Below are 19,974 nucleotides of genomic sequence, written 5' to 3'. Positions count from 1 at the left end.
GTTCTGATGGACGTCCTGCCCACCGTCTGGTTCGTGCTCATCGCCGTCCTGTGGACCGGCTATCTGTTCCTCGAGGGCTTCGACCTGGGCGTCGGCCTGCTGATGAAGCTGTTCGCGCGCGACGAGCGGGAGCGCCGGGTGCTGCTGAACACCATCGGGCCTGTCTGGGACGGCAACGAGGTGTGGCTCATCACTGCCGCCGGCGCCACGTTCGCCGCCTTCCCGTTCTGGTACGCCTCCCTGTTCTCGGCCCTGTACGTCCCGCTCGTCGTCGTGCTGCTCGGCCTGATCTTCCGGGCCGTCGCCATCGAGTACCGCGGCAAGCGGACCTCGCTGCGGTGGCGCACCGGCTGGGACTGGGCCCTCGCCGGAGGCTCGCTGATCGCCGCGGCCGGCGTGGGTGCCATGCTCGCGCTGACGACGACGGGGCTCCCGTTGAACGCCGACGGGGACCGGGTGGGGGGCCCGTTCGCCTGGCTGAACGGGTACGCGGTGCTCGGGGCGGTGGCGAGCGTCGGCTTCTGCCTCGTGCACGCCCTCGCGTTCATCGCCCTGAAGACGGACGGCCCGGTGCGCCACCGGGCGCGGCGCCTGCTGGTGCGGGTGCTGCCGGTGGGGCTGCTGCCGATCACCGCGTGGGTGCTCGTGGTGCAGGTGCGCAGCGGGACCCTGCTGACGTGGCTGCCGATCATCGTCGCCGTGGCCGGAGCCGTCATCGCGTGGGTGCAGGCACGCCGCGATCGGGAGGGCCGGGCCTTCGCCGGGCTCGCGGTGTTCCTGCTCGGCGGGATGGCCGCGATCTTCTCCGCCGCGTACCCCGTGGTCCTGCCGTCGTCGCTGAACTCCGCCTGGGACCTGACCGTCGCGAACGCCTCGTCGTCGGCGTACACGCTCGGCGTCATGACGGTGGTCGCCGCCTTCGGGGTGCCCCTCGTGCTGGCCTACCAGGGGTGGACGTACTGGGTGTTCCGCAAGCGCGTGACCGGCGACCACATCCCCGACGCCCACGACTTCGAGCCCGTCGCCGCGGCCGACCGTGCCGGCCGCTGAGCCCGCGACCGCCGGCACGGAGAAGGGCACGGGGAAGAGCGCCGACGCGGACGCGTCCGCTCGGTTACCGCGTCGGGGCCTGAGCCGTCGGGGTGCTGCTCGTCGTGATGCTGCCCGACGTGGCGCGACCCCGCCCTGGGCGGGGGTCGCACCACGGACGCTCTACCTGCTGGGCCTGACCGCGGCGCTCAAGGCGGCCGGTCTCGTCGCCGTCGCGCAGGCGATCGCGACGGCCGTCGCCGGCCTGGCCGCGGGCCGCGCACCCGCGGGCGGTACCCTGGCGATCGGCGTCCTCGGTGCCATACTGCAGGCCGCCGCGCACTGGGGCGGCCAGGTCGCCGCCCGCCGGGCCGCGCTGGGGGAGAAGGAGCGGCTGCGGGCCCGGCTGACCCGCCGTGCCGTCGACGGCGCCGGCCGGGACCTGCCCGGTGGTGGCGCGGGTTCGGTGGCGGTGCTCGCGACCCGGGGCCTGGACGACCTGGACAGCTACTACACGCAGTACCTGCCCGCGCTGGTCGGCTGCGCGGTCGTGCCGCTGCTGGTCGGGCTGCAGATCCTCGCCGCGGACTGGGTGAGCGCCCTCATCGTCGTGCTCACCGTGCCGCTGGTGCCGGTGTTCATGATCCTGATCGGGCTCGAGACACGCGACGCCGTCGACGCCGCGGCCGGCTCCCTGTCCCGCCTCTCGGACCACCTGGTCGAACTCGCCCGTGGCCTTCCCGTCCTGGTCGGGCTCGGGCGGGCCGGCGCCCAGCTCCGCGCCCTCCGGCGGCTCTCCGACGACTACCGGTCCCGGACGATGCAGACCCTCAAGGTCGCCTTCCTCTCCTCGCTGGCGCTCGAGTTGATCGCCACCATCTCCGTGGCGCTCGTCGCGGTGTTCATCGGGGTCCGCCTGATCGCGGGGCAGCTGGACCTGCAGCTCGGCCTGCTGGCCCTCGTGCTCGCCCCCGAGTGCTACCTGCCGCTACGGCAGCTCGGTGCGGCCTACCACGCCAGCGACGACGGCCTGGCCGCCCGAACCCGCGCCGAGGAGCTGATCGACGCGCCACCGATGCGCCGGCTCGCCGAGCCTGCTGTCACGACGGACGCGGGGGCCACGGCGGACGCGCCGGGCACGACGGACGCGCCGGACGCCATGGACGCCACCGACGCGACGGGCACGACGGACGCGACGCACACGCGGCCCGGCGCCTCGCTCGCCGACGTCGTGATCGAGGACCTGGGCGTCACCTACCGGGGCCGGACGCGGCCGGCGGTCATCGACGTGAGCCTGACGGCTCCGGCGGGGGCGATCACGGCCCTGGCCGGCCCCAGCGGCTGCGGCAAGTCGTCGGTGCTCGGCGTCCTGGCCGGCACCCTCGGGGACCACCCGGCGGTCGCGTCGGTGACCGGTCGGGTGCGCGGCATCGATCCCGACCGGGTCGCCTGGCTGTCCCAGCACCCCGTCACGACGGAACCGACCGTGAGGGCCGAGGTGCGGGCCTGGGCGGCCGGGGTCCACGCCGGCCGGACCGACCCTCGCGACACCGGAACCGGGACCACCGCCACTGCCGCCACCGCCGCTGCCGCGACCGAGACAGCCGCGCCTGCGGCCGCTGCGACCACCGCGCCTGCGTCCCCCGTGACCTCCACGACGCGGCCCGGTGGTCCCGACCGGCCGGGTGACGACACTGCCGACGACGACCTGGCCGTCGTCCTCGGAGTCGACCGCGAGACCGACGTCGACGCTCTGACCCGGCGGCTGCTGGCGCAGGTCGGCCTGGCGGATCAGGCGGACGCCGAACCGGGCCGGCTCAGTCCCGGCCAGCTGCGCCGCCTCGGTCTCGCCCGCGTACTGGCGCGCGTCGAGTGCGGTGCGACCGTCGTGCTGCTCGACGAACCGACGGCCCACCTGGACACCGCCACCGCGCGGCTGATGGGCGACGTCATCGACTCGTTGTGCGGCCGTGCCACCGTGCTGCTCGTCGCGCACAGTCGCGCGACCCTGGCGCTCGCCGACACCGTGATCACGTTGCCCGCACCGTCTGCCGACCCCGCACTGTTCACCGACGCCGCGTCGGACGCCGACGCCGCGTCGGACGCCGACGCCGCGTCGGACGCCGACGCCGGGTCGGACGTTGGAGCAGCCGTTGGCTCGGCAGCCGGAGCAGCCGCCGACTCGCCAGCCAGACCTGCCGACGGATCCCTCATGGCCGGCTCGTCGACGGCCGGCTTCCTGACGGCAGGACACGACGAAACCCGTGCGCTCACCGACGCATCGGTCGCGTCCCTGCCGGTCGACGTCGTCACCCCCGCCCTGCCGGAGGGCAGCGCCGCCGTGCCGATCCGGTCCGGAACCGTGACGGACGACCGACTCACGGAACTCACCGACGTCGCCGACGGCGCCGACGGCGCCGACGGCGTCGCCGCTGGGCAGCCCGACCTCCCCGGTACGGCCGACCACCGCGGCCGCCGTCCGCGATCGGCTACCTGGCGGGCGCTGCGACTGGCCCTGAACCCGCTGCGCCCCCGCTTCCTCGGCGCCGTCCTCGTCGGCACCCTCTCGACGCTGTTCGCCGTGTCGCTGACCGCGCTGTCGGGCTGGTTGATCGTGCGGGCCAGCACGCAGCCGCCCATCCTCTACCTGCTCGCAGCGATGGTGGGGGTGCGATTCTTCGGGATCGGCCGGTCGGTGCTGCGGTACCTGGAGCGGCTGTGGCTGCACGACGCGATCTTCGCCTCCCTGACGGATCTGCGCACCACAGTATGGCGGGCTCTCGGCCGACGCGCGGGCTCCTTGCGCGTCCTCGCCCGCGGCGAGGTGGCCGTCTCCCGGCTGATCGGCGACGTCGACCAGCTCCGCGACCTCGCCCCCCGGGTGATGCTGCCGCCGGTCGTGGCGGTGGCCACCTCCGTCGCCGTGCTGATCGCCACCGGCATGCTGGCCCCCGCGCTGCTCGGCGTGCAGATCGCCGCACTTGCCGTCGTCCTGCTCGTCGCCCCTGTCGTCGCTCTGCTGGCCGACCGTCGAGCGGTCGTCGCCGAGCAGCGAATCCGTGGCGGCGTCCTGCGGCGAACCGCCACGCTGATCCTCGCCGCGCCGGACCTGCGGGCCAACGGCATGGCCGCGCCGCTGCTCGCCCGGCTCGGCGCGGACGACCGGCGTGCCACGGACGCCGCGCGCCGGGCCACCGGGGCGCAGGGCGCCGGGGGAGCCGTGATCGTGCTGGCCATGCTGCTCTCGGCGGTGACGATGACGGCGGTCAGCGCGGCCCCGGTGCTCGCCGGAACACTCGACCCCGAGGCGATCGCCGTGATCGTCCTGACCCAACTGGCCCTCGTGGACCCCTTCATCGACACCGTGACCGCGGTGCAGCAGCTGCCCGCCCTGCGAGCGGCCGTCGACCGGTTCGCCGACCTGACCGGCCCCGAACCGGCGACCCCGCGCACGGTGCTGGAGGACGAGCGGGAGGCCGGCGCCGTGCATGCCGGTCCACTCGCCGGGGCCGAGCTTGCCGATGCGGTGTTCGCGTGGCCGGACGCCGACGCGGCAATGGGCGCAGGCCTGTCGTCGGGCGCTCCCAGCGCGGGCTCGAGCGCCGGCTTGTCGTCGGCCGCAGCCGGCCCGGGGCCGGGCGCAGGCCTGTCGTCGGGCGCTGGTCCGACTGTCACTGGTGCAGCCGGTGCAGCCGGCCCGGGGCCGGGCGCAGGCCTGTCGTCGGGCGCTGGTCCGACTGTCGCTGATGCAGCCGGTGCAGCCGGCCTGTCGTCGGCCATCGGGCCGTCGGTTGCCGACGTCTCGGCGGCACGGCCATTCGCCGTCGGGCCCGTGAGCGGGCAGCTGCCGGTGCCAGGCGGCGGTGGGTGGCTCGTCATCACGGGGCCGTCCGGGTCGGGCAAGAGCACCCTGCTGTCCGGACTGCTCGGTTTCCTCCCGGCCGCCGAGGGACGATACCTGCTGGACGGGGACCCAGTGGAGAGCGCTGCCGCCGGCACCGCCGGCCGGCATCGCCTGACCCGGATAGCGTGGTGCCCGCAGGATGCCCACCTGTTCGACTCGAGCCTGCGCGCCAATCTGCTGCTGGCGCGAGCCCGCGAGGACGCCCCCACCGAGGACCAGGTGCGGCGGGCGCTGTCCGCCGTCGGGCTGGGAGAGCTGCTCGCCGACCTGCCGGACGGGCTCGATACCCGCATCGGAGCCTCGGGCAGTGCGCTCTCGGGTGGTCAACGGATGCGGGTGGCGATCGCCCGCACCCTGCTCGCCGAGGGCGAGCTGGTGCTGCTCGACGAGCCGACCGCCCACCTGGACACCGCGACCGCCGAGGCGCTGATGGCGGACCTGCGCCGGGGCCTGCGCAACCGGATGGTCGTCCTGGTCACGCACGACCCGACGCAGATCCTGCCTGGCGATGCCGTGATCGACCTTCCCGACCCGGCAGGGGTCCCAGCCGCCGCGAGTTGAATCGAGGCGGCCTGGCCCGGCGCGCGTCGCGGCCGCAGCGAGTTGAGCCGAGGCGGCCTGGCCCGGCGCGCGTCGCGGCCGCAGCGAGTTGAGCCGAGTCGAGCGCCACGAGCTGGGTCGGTGTCCGTCAGAAGGGCGGTCCCTCGGGTTCGGCGGGGTAGTGACGTCCGGTCGGAGAGCGCCAGATCAGGCTGCCCGGCGTCCCGGCTTCCGGTGGTGCGGACGCCACCGACCACCCGGAGTGGTGTTTGAGCACATGGTGCTTCCGGCACAGGTGGGTCAGGTTGCCGGGCTCGCTCGACCCACCGTCGGCCCAGGCGACCAGGTGGTCGACGTCGCAGCTGGTTGCCGTCCGTCGGCACCCGGGGAATCGGCAGATCCCGTCGCGCACGGCCAGCGAGCGACGCAGCCGGTCGGGTATCCGGTACTGCCGGCCGTCGGTGACGATCACCGGCACGATCCGGCTGTCGGTGCGCAGAACGGCGCCCCCAGGATCGTCGACGGTCAAGCCCAGCATGAGCGAGGCGGCCGTGGCAGCCAGCTCACGGGCCTCGGCGGCGGTGATGGGACCGAACTCGCCCAGCACACCCGGCTCGTGGCCGCCCAGCAGGGTGGACGCCGGGATGGTGAGCAGTACCCGGGGCGCCGGAGCCTCGGTCGTCGCGCCGTTCGCCGTGCCGGTCGACGTGCCGGTGCGAACCCGGTTCATCGCACCCGCGTCGGTAGGGGCTCCGCCCGATCGACCGATGACGGTGCCGGCCGTCCCCACCGTGCCGCTTCCGAACCGGCCCGGTCGACCGGCATCGAACCGGCCCGGTCGACCTGTGCCGGTGCTGTCGGGAGTGCCGTCGCCGGCGCAGTCGGCCAGATCGGCAGCGCCGGTGAGCAGGTCGGCCAGGACGTCGGCGCGCAGCTGCGTGAGGGTGCGTGACGGCGCCGCCGGCCGGCGTATACCGAACGAGTCGACAGTCGGGTCGGCAGTGAGGCCGGGGTCGGTGATGGTCTCGGCTGCCTGCAGGGCCCGGGCGAATTCGCCGAGCCGCCCGTCGATACGGAAGGCGACGGCCGCGGGCAGCACCGCGGTGAGGACGGCCATGCCGTCGCCGTCCGGCGTGATGCGCACGTGCCGGTCGGCGAGGGCGGCTGCGTGCCGCGCGGAGAAGCTGATCGGATGACACCGCTCCCGCAGACGCCGTGCCCGAGCCTTCAGCTGGTCGGGTCGGCATCCGGCCAGACCGACGTCGAGCAGAGAGGACTCGGTGTCTTCCATCGCGTGACGGAAGACCGCGGCTTCCTGCCCGTCCGTGGCCGAGGCGAGGCCGTCGGCATACTGCTGGACCTCGTCGGCGATGATCGTTGCGGTCGCGCCGGTAAGCAGGGCCGCACCCAGTGCGGCGTCCGTGGCCGACAGGTGATCGGCCAGGAGATCGGCCCGGCGCACCAGCGCATACACCGCCTTCTCCCCGATCTGCAGGGCACCCGCGATCTCCGCCACCGCGCTGCGCTGCCCGACGGCGAGGCGTTCCGCGCGCGGAAGACCGCGGCCGCCGTCCGGCTCGGGGTGGGCCTCGACCCAGCGCTCGTGCTCAGCCTGGGCCAGCGCCATCGTCGCCCGCACCGCACGGTGCTTCGCCCAGGCAAGCCAGGACTCCAGCCGCCGCACGTCCTCGAGTGTGGCGACTCCGGACGCAGCGCTGACGAAGGAATCCGCGGCAGTCAGCCGAGCGAGGATGTCCGTCGCCGGGAGCGGGCCTGGGCGTGCGGGTGCCGGGCCAAGGGGTGACGCCAGATTTGGCGTCCGGGAGGAGGTCAGCACGCCGCCAGCCGAGCGAGGCATCAGCTCGCCCTGCGCCAGATCACGAGGCCCTTCCATGACCTCACTACACCACCCACCACCCACAGAACTCGTGGTTGCCGACGGCCTGTGGATATGTCGGCGCCGCCCCGTCGAGTGCGAGGGAGCGGCACCCTCGCACTCGAGCTCGCACCGTTGCGCGCGACGGAACTGCGGGGATGCGTCCGGCGTCCTGGTCTGCACTGGCGCGGGGCGCAAGGGGACCGTGGCTCCGTTGCTGAGCTCGCATCGACATCGTCGGGAGAAGACCACGCGCTGGCCTGCCAGACCGGGGGTTTCATCTCGACCCACGAGGCGCAGCGGGTCTTCGCGCCGCCCCGTCGAGTGCGAGGGAGCGGGCCCTCGCAGCGCGCGCCACAACGCACAGCGGGTCCCCCGGGAGAGCCCCGGGGGACCCGCTGCCGGGCGTCAGTCGCCCTTGACGTTCACCACCTGCCTCAATGTGTGCCGCACGGTCACCAGGTCCGCGGCGTCCGCCATGACCCGGTCGATCGGCTTGTAGGCCTGGGGGATCTCGTCGATGAAGGCGTCGGTGTCCCGGTACTCGATCCCGGCCATCGCCTCCCGCAGCTGCTCGTGCGTGAAGGTCTTCCGCGCCGCCGACCGAGAGTACTCACGGCCCGCCCCGTGGGGCGAGGAGTTCAGCGACACCGGATTGCCCTTGCCCTCCACGACATAGGACGCGGTGCCCATCGACCCGGGGATCAGCCCGGGACGGCCCGCGTCGGCCATGATGGCGCCCTTCCGGGACACCCACACGCGCTTGCCGAAGTGCTTCTCGGACTCGGTGAAGTTGTGGTGGCAGTTGATCCGCTCCTGCTCCTGCACCGGCGCGCCCAGGAACTCGCTCAGCTGACGGGCGACGCGGTCCATCATCTCCTCGCGGTTGAGCAGAGCGAACCGCTGTGCCCACCGCAGCTGACGGATGTACTCAGTGAACTCGGGCGTCCCCTCGACCAGGTAGGCGAGGTCCCGGTTGGGCAGATCGATCCACCACTGCGTCGCGAGCCGCTGGGCGACGGCGATGTGGTGCTGGGCGATCTTGTTGCCGACGCCGCGTGACCCCGAGTGCAGGAACATCCACACGGCGTCCGACTCGTCGACCGACACCTCGATGAAGTGGTTGCCGCTGCCGAGCGACCCCAGCTGGAGCCGCCAGTGACCCGTGTACGTCGCCGGGTCGAACTCGGCCTGCCGTGCCGCCTCCTCGAGTTCGGCGACCCTGGGCTCGGCGGTGGCGACGACCTTCCGATTGTCGTGACCGGCCGACAGGGGAACGGCCCGCTCGATCTGCTGCCGCAGCACGGACAGGTCGCGACCGGCGAGGTCGCCGCGCGTGAACTGTGTGCGCACGGCGATCATGCCGCAGCCGATGTCGACGCCGACCGCCGCGGGCATGATCGCGCCCAGCGTGGGGATGACGGAGCCGACAGTGGCACCGAGCCCGAGGTGGGCATCGGGCATCAGCGCCAGGTGCGGGTGGATGAACGGCATGGTCGACGATATGCGGGCCTGATCCAGCGTCTTCTCGTCGAGCAGGCTCGCCCACGAGACGAGGTGTTTCGACAGCCTTTCCATGGAGATTCCTTCGGTGGAGCGCACGACGGGTGCGCGGTCAGTGGGCGGGTCGTCAGGTCCGCTGACGTGCCGACCGGCTCGTTTCCGAAGGAAGGCTGCCGGCAGAGAGAACGCCCCGGACCTGTGCGGTGCGGGGCGTGAGAAGAGGTGAAGCTACTGCACGACCGGCGCCGGAGGGCACGACTCGAAGCGGAGCGAGGCGTAGAGCCCCAGCACCGCGTTCTGGCGACGTTCCCGTTGCGGGGTCATCGCGTCGTCCTTCCGACCAGCCTGATCACCGTGCCGGCGGCACAGCCTCCTCAACGTAGCGGTACGTCGGGTGGCGCGCAAGAGGGGCCGGCCAACGATCGAGGTCGCCCGTCACGGGCGGCCCACGCCACTGCTCCGTGTCCTGGTACAGCACTCAAGCGAGGTAGGTGGCGAGAGCGTCGAGCAGGCCACGGGTACCCGCCTCTCGCCCCGGACCGTCGTCCCAGAACCGGTCGAAGAAGACCCCGTGTTCGGTATGCGTGAAGCGGGTGCCGTCGGCGATGGGTTCGAATTCCAGGGTCGCCAAGGACGTCGACATGTGGGTCCCGTCGATCCACATGTCGTAGGTGGTGACGATCCGGCAGTGCTGCACGATGTCGGTGTAGGTGGCTTCGTATCGAGAGACGGGGCCGTCGTGGAAGCGTCCCTCGTCGACGTCGTGCCCTCCGACGCGGAAGTCGAACGCCCAGGCGCCCGGTTCCGCGGCGTCGCCCGCGCCCCACCAGCTCCGCTTCTGGTTCTCGTCCGCGAAAGCGTCCCAGACGCGGTCGACGGGTGTGGGGTAGTCGCGGGTCAGGCTGAACCCGGAGCGGGCGATCCGCCGTTCGGTCGTCACGGGCGTTCCTCCTGCCGTGCGAAGGTGACGTGGATGGTTCCGCTCTCGGCGACCTCCGCCGTCGTCCTGTGCGTGAGGTCGAGTCCGGGCAGGTCGTCCCACAGCCGGGTGCCCCGGCCGAGGACGATCGGAGTCATGGTGAGGTGCAGCTCGTCGACCAGCCCGGCGCTGATGAACTCGCGCGCGGTACCGATTCCGCCGCCGATGCGCACGTCCTTGCCGTCGGCTGCGCCGACCGCTTCGGCGAGCACCTCCTCGATGGCACCGCTGCGGAAGTGGAACGTGGTCCCGCCGTCCATCGATATCGGCGGGCGGGGAGCGGTGCTGGTGAGGACGTACACCGGGGTGCCGAACGGGGGTCGATCGCCCCACCAGCCCTTCCAGTCCGGGTCGTCGGGATAGGAGTGCAGGCCGAACATGGCCGCTCCCATGATCTCGGCGCCGATGTTCTCGAAGGACGCCGCGACGTGGGCATCGTCGATGCCGGTGGTGCCGGCGCCGCTCGTGTCGCCGAACACGCGTTCCCGGAAGGTGCGCGTGGCGAGGTGGGACGCCGTCAGGCGACCCCAGTCGTCACCCATCGGGTTGTCCGGAGACTGCCCGGTCGTCGAGGTGCAGCCGTCCAGCGAGACGAACAGGTCCATGCGAACGCGGGTCATCGGGAGTGTCCTTTCGTGGTGCTTCGCGTGAGGTGCATGCCGAGTCGATCGGCCTGGTGTTCCGCGGGGGTGCGTTGCTCGGAGAGCCACAGGTGCAGGACGTCGAGACCTCCTGGCCGCAGCGTCACCGTCCGGACGCGTCCGTGCTTCTCGGACGTGACCAGCCCGGCTTCCTCGAGCACTCTCAGGTGCTGCATGAGGGAGGGCAGTGCCATCGAGAACGGTGCCGCGAGGTCGGAGACGACGGCCGGAGACTTCGCCAACCGTTCCACGACGGCTCGGCGCGTCGGGTCCGCGAGGGCGCGGAGGACGACGTCGAGCTCCGCCCGATACTTAGGCATGGGACTAAGTATCATGGTGGGACGGAGGATCGTCAATCGCCCTCGGGCGTCGGCAGCGCTTCCCGCACGGAGCGGCGCCGCCGAGGCCGGGCGTGCGCGGTCCCAGGATGAGAGTTCACGCACGTCGAGGAGCGAGCCATGTTCGAGAAAGCAGTCGGTGACGGGGTCACGATCACGCCCCTGGAGGTCTGGCACGCGCAGGAGTTCGCCGATCACCTTGACCGGGCGCGGGAGCACATCCGTCCCTGGGTTGGCCCGCGATTCGTCACGGATACCGTCGACGATGCCAGATCGACGCTCCGGCGCTATGCCACGGCGACCGCGGAGGACGGCGCGCGGATCTACGGGCTGTGGGACGGCGGCGCCATCGTCGGCGGCGTGATGTTCGTCGCCTTCGACCCGGTCTGGGGGATCTGCGAGATCGGCGGCTGGCTCGAACCGGGAGCCGTCGGCCGAGGACTCATGTCCCGTTCCGTCGACATGCTCATGCAGTGGGCGTTCGAGGAGCGGGGGATGGCGCGGGTGGAGTGGAGGTGCCGAACGGACAACGACCGCAGCATCGCGACCGCTCGGCGGTTGGGCATGCGTTCGGAGGGAGTCCTGCGGAGCAGCTGGGTGTTCGAGGGCCGGCGATACGACAAGGAGGTCTTCGCCCTCCTGCGCGACGAGTGGGCCGCACGTCGAACCGGGGCGTAGCAGGTCGGAAGGGCATCAACGCGGGAGCGCTGATCACGCCGGCGGGCGACCTCCGGAACCGGTCGGTGCTCGGCTCAATTCACCAGAGCGTCTCGGTGTCCTCGTCCGTGCTGACACGGGTGTCCGCGTCCACGTCCACGGTCCCCGCGTCGGAAGCAGCCCCCGCGTCGGAGGCGGTCCCCGTGTCGGAGGCGGTCTTCGCGGGAGCCGCCGCCTCCGCGTCGTGCGCCGCTGCCTCGACCACCGGGACCGGCGCCGGGCCGATCGCGTCGATCGCCTGACCCGCCGGCACCCCGGAGCCGTCCCGCCGGCCGTGCTCGGTCGGCAGCGCCCGGGAGGCGCCGTTGGCCGCCGCTGCCCGCGCCGGGCCGTGACCGGCCCACGCCAGCGCCAGCTCTTCCTCGCCCTTGAGGAACCGGTGGGCCCGCACGCCCGCGGTGCCGCGGCCCTTGGCCGGGTACTCGCCCAGCGGCGTCACCTTCACGGAGGCCCCCACGTCGGATGACGAAGCCGCCGTCAGGGTCACGACGACGGCGTCCGGGTCCTCGGCCGTGACCACGCTGAACGCGATCACCGCGTCCCCGGCGCCCAGCTTGATGCCCGCCATTCCCCCGGCGGTTCGCCCCTGGGCCCGCACGAGCCCGGCCGAGAAGCGGAGCAGCTGCGCGCGCCGGGTGACGAGCACGAGGTCGTCGGTGTCGGTGGCCGGGGCCACCGCGAGCACACGGTCGCCCGGCTTGAGGGTGATGATCTCCCAGTCGTCCCGGTTCAGCGGGTAGTCGGGGCTGACGCGCTTCACCACGCCGCCGGCGGTGCCGAGCGCGATCACCGCTCCCAGCGGGGCAAAGCCGATCAGCGACTCGCCGCGCTCGAGCGTGAGGAACTCCTTGACCGGCACGCCGCCGGCCAGGTTGGGGGTGCCGGCGGTGGGCGGCAGCTGCGGCAGGTCCACGACCTGCACCCGCAGCATCCGGCCGGTGTTGGTGACCGCGCCGATCTCGGCCCGCGCGGTGGTGCGCAGCACCGTCCGCCACGCGTCGTGCCGCTGCCGGGGCGCCTGGACCGGCAGGGCCGCGGCGTCCGAGGTCCGGGCCACCTGGCCCGACGTCGAGAGCAGCACCCAGCACGGGTCGTCAGCGATCTGCAGCGACGCCGGGGCGCCCTTTCCCGAGAGACCGGCCGGTCCGGCCGACACGGCGGCGGGCAGCGCCGGGGCGGCGTCGGCCTCCAGCAGGACGGTGCGGCGCGGAGTGCCGTAGGTCGCCGCGACCTCGGCCAGCTCGTCCGAGACCACGGCGCGCAGCCGTGCGTCGGAGCCGAGGATCGCCTCGAGCTCGGCGATCTCGGCCCGCAGCTCGTCCTGCTCCTTCTCCAGCTCGATGCGGGAGAACTTCGTCAGTTGGCGCAGTCGCAGCTCGAGGATGTAGCTGGCCTGCGCCTCGGACAGGTCGAACACGGCCATCAGCCGGGCCCGGGCGTCGGCCACCTCGTCCGAGGAGCGGATGATCTCGATGACCTCGTCGATGTCCACCAGCGCGATCAGCAGGCCCTCGACCAGGTGCAGCCGGTCCTGACGCTTCGCCAGCCGGTACGCCGTCCGCCGTCGCACCACCTGCAGCCGGTGGCCGACGAAGACCTGCAGCAGTTCGACGAGGCCCAGCGTGCGCGGCTGGCCGTCGACGAGGGCGACGTTGTTGATGCCGAACGAGTCCTCCATCGGCGTCAGCTTGTACAGCTGGGCGAGGACGGCCTGCGGGTTGAACCCGTTCTTGATCTCGATGACCAGTCGCAGCCCCTTCTTGCGGTCGGTCAGGTCGACGATGTCGGAGATGCCCTGCAGCTTCTTCGCCTGCACGGCGTCCTTGACCTTCTCGATCACCTTCTCCGGGCCGACCAGGTAGGGCAGCTCGGTGACGACGATGCCGGTCTTCCGGGCGCTGACCTGCTCGATCGTGACGGTGGCGCGCGTCTTGAACGAGCCGCGGCCCGTCCGGTACGCGTCCCGCACCCCGTCCAGCCCGACGATCCGGCCACCGGCCGGCAGGTCCGGGCCCGGCACGAAGCGCATCAGCTCGTCGATCCCGGCCTCGGGGTTCGCGATGAGGTGCCGCGCCGCCTCGATCACCTCGCCGAGGTTGTGCGGCGCCATGTTCGTCGCCATGCCCACCGCGATGCCGGAGGACCCGTTGACCAGCAGGTTCGGGATGGCCGCGGGCAGCACCTCCGGCTGCATCAGCTGGTTGTCGTAGTTGGGCACGAACTCGACGACGTCCTCGTCCAGGTCCGCCGTCATCGGCTGGGCCGCCGAGGCCATCCGCGCCTCGGTGTACCGGGCGGCCGCGGGCCCGTCGTCGAGGGAGCCGAAGTTGCCGTGCCCGTCGATCAGCGGCAACCGCAGGGTGAAGGCCTGGGCCATCCGGACCATGGCGTCGTAGATCGCCGCGTCCCCGTGCGGGTGCAGCTTGCCCATCACCTCGCCGACCACGCGGGCGCTCTTGACGTGCCCGCGGTCCGGCCGCAGACCCATCTGGCTCATCATGTAGAGGATGCGACGCTGCACCGGCTTGAGGCCGTCCCGGGCGTCCGGCAGCGCGCGGGAGTAGATCACCGAGTAGGCGTACTCGAGGAACGAGGTCTCCATCTCGGAGGAGACGTCGACGTCAACGATTCTTTCTTCGACCTGGATGTTCTCGACGAAGGCGCCTCCACCGTCGGAGTGCGGACCGTCGTTCGACGTCGGCTTGCGGCGTGCCATGGGTCGGTGATCCTCCTGCCGCGACCCCGGCGACCGCCGTGTCCGGCGGCGCGCGGGACCGTCGGTGCATGTGTCGTGGTGCGGTCGTGCGGGCGGTGACGTGTCGGCCGGTCCGGCGCGCGATGCCGTCCGCGTCGGCCCGCGGAAAGGGGCCGTGACGGCGGAGTGACAGCGCGGGGAAAAGACAGCGCAACGGCGTTCACCGTACTGTGAGTCTATGGCGAACGGCGCCCCGACCCGCGGATATCCCCAGCACTGGGAGGCCGACGTCGTGCTGCGCGACGGCGGCACGGCGCACTTGCGGCCGATCCTGCCCGAGGACGCCCCCGCCCTGCAGGCCATGCACATGGCTCAGTCCCAGGCCTCCATCTACCTGCGGTTCTTCACCTACAAGTCCCAGCTCTCGGACCGGGAGCTGGTGCGCTTCACCGAGGTGGACCACGTCAACCGGGTGGCGTTCATCATCACCATCGGCGAGGAGATCATCGGGGTCGGCCGGTACGACCGGCTGGAGGGCTCCGACGACGCCGAGGTCGCGTTCAACATCTCCGACCACCACCAGGGTCGCGGCATCGGGTCGATCCTGCTCGAGCACCTGGCCGCCGCCGCCCGGGAGAAGGGCATCCGCACCTTCGTCGCCGAGGTGCTGCCCGAGAACCGGAAGATGCTCACCGTCTTCGCCGACGCGGGCTACGAGGTGCAGCGCCACTTCGACTCCGGTGTGGTCGAGGTCAGCTTCGACATCGACCCCACGGACCGCTCCCGTGCCGTGATGGAGGCCCGCGAGCACCGCGCGGAGGCCCAGTCGGTGGCCGCGCTGCTCTCCCCGCACACGATCGCCGTGATCGGCTCGGACGCGGACCGGCGCCGGGCGGGGGGCCTGCTCGCCCACATCCGCGACGGCGGCTTCACCGGCACGGTGTACACGGTCACCGGCGGGGGAGCCGACGTCGACACCGAACAGGCCGACACCACCGAGGTCGACACGACCGTGGCGAGCCTCGCCGACGTGCCGGCCCCGGTGGACCTGGCGGTCATCGCGGTCGCCTACGACGAGGTGATGCCCACCGTGCACGCCTGCGCGGCCGCCGGGGTGCGCGGGCTGCTGGTCGCCACGGGCGGGTACGCCGACGACGCGGAGCACGGCCAGGATCGCCAGCACGAGCTCGTCCGGGTCGCCCGTGCTCACGGGATGCGGGTGATCGGCCCGGCCTCGCTCGGCATCGTCAACACCGATCCCGCCGTCCGGCTCAACGCGTCCGGCCTCGCCCCCGTCGACCGGGGCGTGCTCGGCGTCTTCACCCAGTCCGCCGCGCTCGGCGTGCTGATGGACGCGGCGGCCCGGCGCCGCTGCCTCGGCGTCTCCCACGTGGTCTCGGCCGGCAACCGGGCGGACGTCTCCGGCAACGACGTGATGCAGTTCTGGGAGGACGACGCCGCGACCGCCGTCGTCGGCCTCTACCTGGAGTCGATCGGCAACGCCCGCAAGTTCTCCCGCATCGCCCGCCGGCTCGCTCGCAGCAAGCCCGTGATCGTCGCGAAGTCCGACGCGATGGGCCTGCAGCTGCCCCCCGGCCACGCCGCACGCACGAGCCAGGCCCCGGTCGGGGCGCTGGACGCGATGATGCGCCAGTCCGGCGTCATCCGCGTCCGGACCAGCGAGAAGCTGATGGAGGTGGCGCAGCTGCTGGTCAGCCAGCCGCTGCCCGCGGGCGGATCGCTCGGGGTGGTCGCCAACTCGCTCGCCCTCGGGGAGGTGGTCGCCGACGCGGCCCGGGAAGCGGGGCTGCACCTGGCCCGGATGCAGGCCGACGTGCAGCTCGGTGGAGACCCGGCGTCCTTCGCCGAGGCGGTCCGGGCGGTGCTCGCGGACGAGGCGGTCCACCTGCTGCTCGTCAGCCTGCTCCCGCTCGGCGACGTCCCGGTGCAGACGTGCGCCCGGATCCTGCTCGATGCCGGGGCCGCGGCCGGCAAACCCGTGGTCGCGGTCTTCACCGGCGCGGACGACGGCGGGTGGACCGAGGGAGTCGCCGTCCCCGCCGGGGAGGATGTGAGCGAGCCGGACGACGTCGAGGGCGAGGCGGATGCCGCGGCGCTCGCCGATCCGGCCGAGCTCGCCGATCCCGCGGACCCCGCCCGCACCGCGGGGCAGGACGAGCGGGCCCGCCAGGCCGGGCTGCCCTGCTTCATCGGCCCCGGCGCCGCCATCCGGGCCATTGCGGCCGCCGTCGGCTACCGCACCTGGCTGGACCGGGAGGAAGCGGACCTCGTCGACCCGCCCGGCCTGCGGCGCAAGGACGCCGCCGCGCTCATCGCGGGCTGGCTGCAGGACGCCGGCGCCGCCACGCGCGGGGCCGAGCTGTTCACCCTCGACGCCGCCCGGACCGCGGCGCTGCTCGACTGCTACGGCATCGCCGTCCTGCCCTCGGTCTCCTTCACCACGGCGGACGAGGCAGTCGCCGCCGCCGACGCCATCGGCTGGCCCGTGGTGCTCAAGACGACCGACGAACACCTCCGGCACCGGCTCGATCTCGGCTCCGTCCAGCTGAACATCCCGGACGCCGCCGCCCTGCGCTCCGAGATCGCCCAGATGACGGCGGTGCTGACCGCCCACGGCGCCAGCGGGATGGAGATCCAGGCCATGGCCCCCACCGGTCAGGGCTGCGTGCTGCGAGGTCTCGAGGATCCGCTGCTCGGCCCCGTCGTCTCCTTCGGGCTCGCCGGCGACGCGGTCAACCTGCTCGACGACTGGGGGCACCGGTCGCCCCCGCTGACCACCACCGACGTCGCCGATCTGATCCGTGCGCCGCGGGCGGCCCGCAAGCTGATCGGCCACGAGGGCCAGCCCGCCGTCGACCTCGCCGCGCTCGAGGACCTCGTGGCCCGCTTCGCGGTGCTCAAGGACGAGCACCCCGAGGTCGGCGTGATCGAGTTCAACCCCGTGCTCGCCTCCGCCTCCGGACCGACCGTGCTGAGCGCGCTCGTGCGGATCGGCAACCCCGAGCAGCGCACCGACAGCGCGCGCCGCGCCCTGCGGAGCTGAACGGCGCCGTCGTCGGCGAGCCGGCCGTGATCCCCAGGTCGCCCGCGCCGGCACACGGCCGTGAGCGGTTCTGAGAGACTGGGTCCATGCCACAGTCCATCGGCTCGGCGGCCGCCGCCAAGAAGTTGAAGAAGACCCTCGACCATGCCGGTTTCTACCCGGCCCTCGTGGCGGACGTCATCATCGACGCCCTCGACGGGCGGGAGCCGTCCGGCGAGCTGGTGCACCTGGAGACCCACGTCGAGCGCACCGAGGTGCACCGCCACATCACCGTGCTGGTGTTGACGGAGGACATGCTCGTCGTCGCCCAGGCCGACGACCAGCACCTGGACGAGGACGGCCCCGAACCGCTCGCGCACGTCTCCACCGAGTCGGTCCCGCTGGCCGCGGTCAGCTCCGTGGTGCTCTCGGCCGCGTGGGCCCGCCCGCAGGACTACAAGCCCGGGGACCAGCCGCGGGAGGTGACGCTCGCGATCTCCTGGAGCGGCGCCCAGCGGCTGGACCTCGTCCCGGCCGGCTGCACCGACCCGCAGTGCGACGCCGACCACGGGTACACGGGGACCTCGGCGCTGGAGGACCTCGTGCTGCGGATCAGCGCCGACGCGGACGGCCCGGACGCCGTCGAGCAGGCCCGGCGGTTCGCCCGCGCGATCCGCTCGGCCAGCACCGTCCCGGACACGCACCCGCACCCCGCGCCCGCCCGTGGCGGCACGATCTCCGCCCGGCTCGGCCGGCCCCACCAGCCCCGTCCGGGTGCCTGAGCGTCCCACCTCCGGGTCCGAGCGCGGTCTGGACGGACTCGCCGGGCCGCCGGACTACGACCGCCGTGCCGTCTCCGCCGTCTTCACCAGTGCGGCGGCGACCGTCGGTGTGCCCGGTTTCACCGACACCCTGGGTCTGCCGGCCGCGAGCCGGGTGTGCGTCTTCATGGTCGACGGGATGGGCCACGAGCAGCTGACGCGGCGATCCGGACACGCGCCGGTGCTGCGGTCCCTGCTGGCGGGGGATCACGGGGCCACGACCCGGGTGATCGATGCCGCGTTCCCGTCGACCACCGCGGCCTCCCTCGCCGCGCTGGGCACCGGCCTGGCGCCCGGCCGGCACGGCCTGGTGGGGTACGACGTCCTCGACCCGGACCGCGACGTCGTCGTCAACATGCTCGGCGGCTGGGACGCCGCCATCGACCCCGAACGGTGGCAGCCGCACCCGACCGTGTTCGAGCGCGCCGCCGCCCACGTCCCGGTCTCCACCGTCAGCCAGTCGCGATTCGAGCGTTCGGGCATGACGCGGGCGGCTCTGCGCGGAGCACGATTCCTGCCGGCGAGCACCCTGCAGGCCGCCACCACCGTTGCCACGGAGGCGCTCGCTCCCGCCGGTCCGCACCTGCTCTACCTCTACGCCAACGACCTGGACAAGGCCGGGCACCGGTACGGCGTCGACGCGCCGGCCTGGGAGCACGCCCTCGAGGAGGTCGACGGCGCCGTCGGGCGGCTGCTGGCCCGGCTGCCGCGGGGCACGCTGCTGATGATCACCGCCGACCACGGGATGATCGACGTGGACGAGGCCCACCGCATCGACGTCTCCGCCGAACCGGACCTGATGGCCGGCGTCCGGCACACCGCGGGGGAGCCCCGCCTGCTGCAGCTCCACCTCGACCCCAGCGCCGACCGTGCCGCGGTGATCGCCCGCTGGCGCGAGCGGTTCGGCCGGGTGGCGTGGGTGCTGGACCGGGAGGATCTGATCGAGGCCGGGCACCTGGGCCCGGTCGACCCGGCCGTGCGGGGGCGCATCGGCGATGTCCTGGTGGCGGCTCGCGAGCCCGTCGCGTTCTACGACCGGGCCCGCGTGGGGGAGGGCCCGATGCGGATGGTGGGCCAGCACGGCTCGTGGACGGCCGCCGAGCGGAAGGTCCCGCTGATCACCGTCGTCGCGCCGGGACCGCAGGGGAAGAAGCGGAAGGGCGCGGACCCCCGCCGTGGCTGAGCTGGTCTTCTTCACCGGCACCATGGACTGCGGCAAGTCCACCCTCGCCCTCCAGACGGACTGGACGCACCGCTCCCGTGGCCGCACCGGCATCCTGTTCACGCGGCAGGACCGGGGCGGGCCCGCGACGATCTCCAGCCGGCTCGGGCTGTCCGCGCCGGCGGTCGAGGTGACCGACGCGACCGACTTCTGGCGCGAGGTGACCGGGGACGGGCCCGACGAACGCACCGTCGACTACGTGATCTGCGACGAGGTGCAGTTCTACCGGCCGGAGCAGATCGACCAGCTCGCCCGGCTCGTGGACGAACGCGACGTGGACGTCTTCGCGTTCGGCATCACGACGGACTTCCGGACCCGACTCTTCCCGGGCTCGGCGCGCCTGGTGGAGCTGGCCGACCGGATCCGCAGGCTGCCGGTCGAGCCGCTGTGCTGGTGCGGTCGGCGGGCCACCCACAACGCCCGGACCGTGGACGGCGTCATGGTGGTCGAGGGCGAGCAGGTGGCGATCGGCAACGTCGCATCGGAGACGGAGATGGAGCCGGCGTCGTCGTCGGCCCAGGCCGGCGGCGCCGTCGCCTACGAGACGCTGTGCCGCCGGCACCACCGGCAGCGGATCACCGCGCGACACGCCTGACCTCCGGAACCGCCCGAGAACGACGACGGCCCGCCGACGGAAGGATCCGTCAGCGGGCCGTCGGTCGACGT

At 73.0% G+C, this 19,974-nt stretch carries 13 protein-coding genes; 7 read left to right on the top strand and 6 right to left on the bottom strand.

What is annotated here, in order from left to right; all coding sequences use genetic code 11:
• Positions 1–6 precede the first annotated feature (6 nt).
• Entirely contained in the window at positions 7–1,050 is a 1,044-nt protein-coding gene (cydB, locus tag BGP79_RS10410) for a cytochrome d ubiquinol oxidase subunit II (protein WP_076695188.1), read from the top strand.
• Complete coding sequence (locus tag BGP79_RS16620) at positions 1,037–5,494, top strand: ATP-binding cassette domain-containing protein (RefSeq protein WP_076695186.1); 4,458 nt, start codon at positions 1,037–1,039, stop codon at positions 5,492–5,494. The genes cydB and BGP79_RS16620 overlap by 14 nt, the downstream gene beginning before the upstream one ends.
• A 127-nt stretch (positions 5,495–5,621) precedes the next feature.
• Here the strand turns inward: BGP79_RS16620 and BGP79_RS10400 are convergent, their stop codons facing one another.
• The 5 genes from BGP79_RS10400 to BGP79_RS10380 form a co-directional block, all read right to left on the bottom strand.
• A complete protein-coding gene (locus tag BGP79_RS10400) occupies positions 5,622–7,157 on the bottom strand; it encodes an HNH endonuclease signature motif containing protein (RefSeq protein WP_076695184.1) in 1,536 nt (511 codons plus the stop codon).
• A 600-nt stretch (positions 7,158–7,757) separates the two neighbouring features.
• A complete protein-coding gene (locus tag BGP79_RS10395) occupies positions 7,758–8,927 on the bottom strand; it encodes an RtcB family protein (protein ID WP_076695182.1) in 1,170 nt (389 codons plus the stop codon).
• Positions 8,928–9,330: 403 nt separating this feature from the next.
• A complete protein-coding gene (locus BGP79_RS10390; RefSeq protein WP_076695179.1) occupies positions 9,331–9,792 on the bottom strand; it encodes an SRPBCC domain-containing protein in 462 nt (153 codons plus the stop codon).
• Complete coding sequence (locus tag BGP79_RS10385) at positions 9,789–10,451, bottom strand: dihydrofolate reductase family protein (RefSeq protein WP_076695177.1); 663 nt, start codon at positions 10,449–10,451, stop codon at positions 9,789–9,791. The genes BGP79_RS10390 and BGP79_RS10385 overlap by 4 nt, the downstream gene beginning before the upstream one ends.
• A complete protein-coding gene (locus BGP79_RS10380) occupies positions 10,448–10,792 on the bottom strand; it encodes a helix-turn-helix transcriptional regulator (protein WP_076695176.1) in 345 nt (114 codons plus the stop codon). The genes BGP79_RS10385 and BGP79_RS10380 overlap by 4 nt, the downstream gene beginning before the upstream one ends.
• A gap of 138 nt (positions 10,793–10,930) precedes the next feature.
• On the opposite strand from BGP79_RS10380, the gene BGP79_RS10375 reads away from it, so the two are divergent.
• Positions 10,931–11,488 (top strand): GNAT family N-acetyltransferase, encoded by a 558-nt coding sequence (locus BGP79_RS10375; protein ID WP_076695174.1) that lies wholly within the window; start codon positions 10,931–10,933, stop codon positions 11,486–11,488.
• 79 nt (positions 11,489–11,567) lie between these two features.
• Here the strand turns inward: BGP79_RS10375 and BGP79_RS10370 are convergent, their stop codons facing one another.
• On the bottom strand, positions 11,568–14,243 hold the full coding sequence (locus BGP79_RS10370; protein ID WP_083701786.1) for a DNA topoisomerase IV subunit A: 2,676 nt from the start codon (positions 14,241–14,243) through the stop codon (positions 11,568–11,570).
• Between the two features lie 217 nt (positions 14,244–14,460).
• Here BGP79_RS10370 and BGP79_RS10365 point away from each other — a divergent pair, with 217 nt between their 5' ends.
• The 4 genes from BGP79_RS10365 (at position 14,461) to BGP79_RS10350 (ending at position 19,903) form a co-directional block, all read left to right on the top strand.
• Positions 14,461–17,286 (top strand): GNAT family N-acetyltransferase, encoded by a 2,826-nt coding sequence (locus tag BGP79_RS10365; protein WP_076695172.1) that lies wholly within the window; start codon positions 14,461–14,463, stop codon positions 17,284–17,286.
• Between the two features lie 86 nt (positions 17,287–17,372).
• Entirely contained in the window at positions 17,373–18,047 is a 675-nt protein-coding gene (locus BGP79_RS10360; RefSeq protein WP_076695170.1) for a DUF5998 family protein, read from the top strand.
• Positions 18,040–19,269, top strand: a complete 1,230-nt coding sequence (locus BGP79_RS10355) for an alkaline phosphatase family protein (RefSeq protein WP_083701820.1) — start codon at positions 18,040–18,042, stop codon at positions 19,267–19,269. The genes BGP79_RS10360 and BGP79_RS10355 overlap by 8 nt, the downstream gene beginning before the upstream one ends.
• Positions 19,262–19,903, top strand: a complete 642-nt coding sequence (locus BGP79_RS10350; protein WP_076695168.1) for a thymidine kinase — start codon at positions 19,262–19,264, stop codon at positions 19,901–19,903. The genes BGP79_RS10355 and BGP79_RS10350 overlap by 8 nt, the downstream gene beginning before the upstream one ends.
• Positions 19,904–19,974 lie beyond the last annotated feature (71 nt).

Source organism: Tersicoccus sp. Bi-70 (assembly GCF_001968825.1).
Taxonomy (GTDB): Bacteria; Actinomycetota; Actinomycetes; order Actinomycetales; family Micrococcaceae; genus Tersicoccus.
The sequence above is the reverse complement of the archived record's forward strand: the minus strand, read 5'-3'. Positions and strand labels throughout refer to the sequence as shown.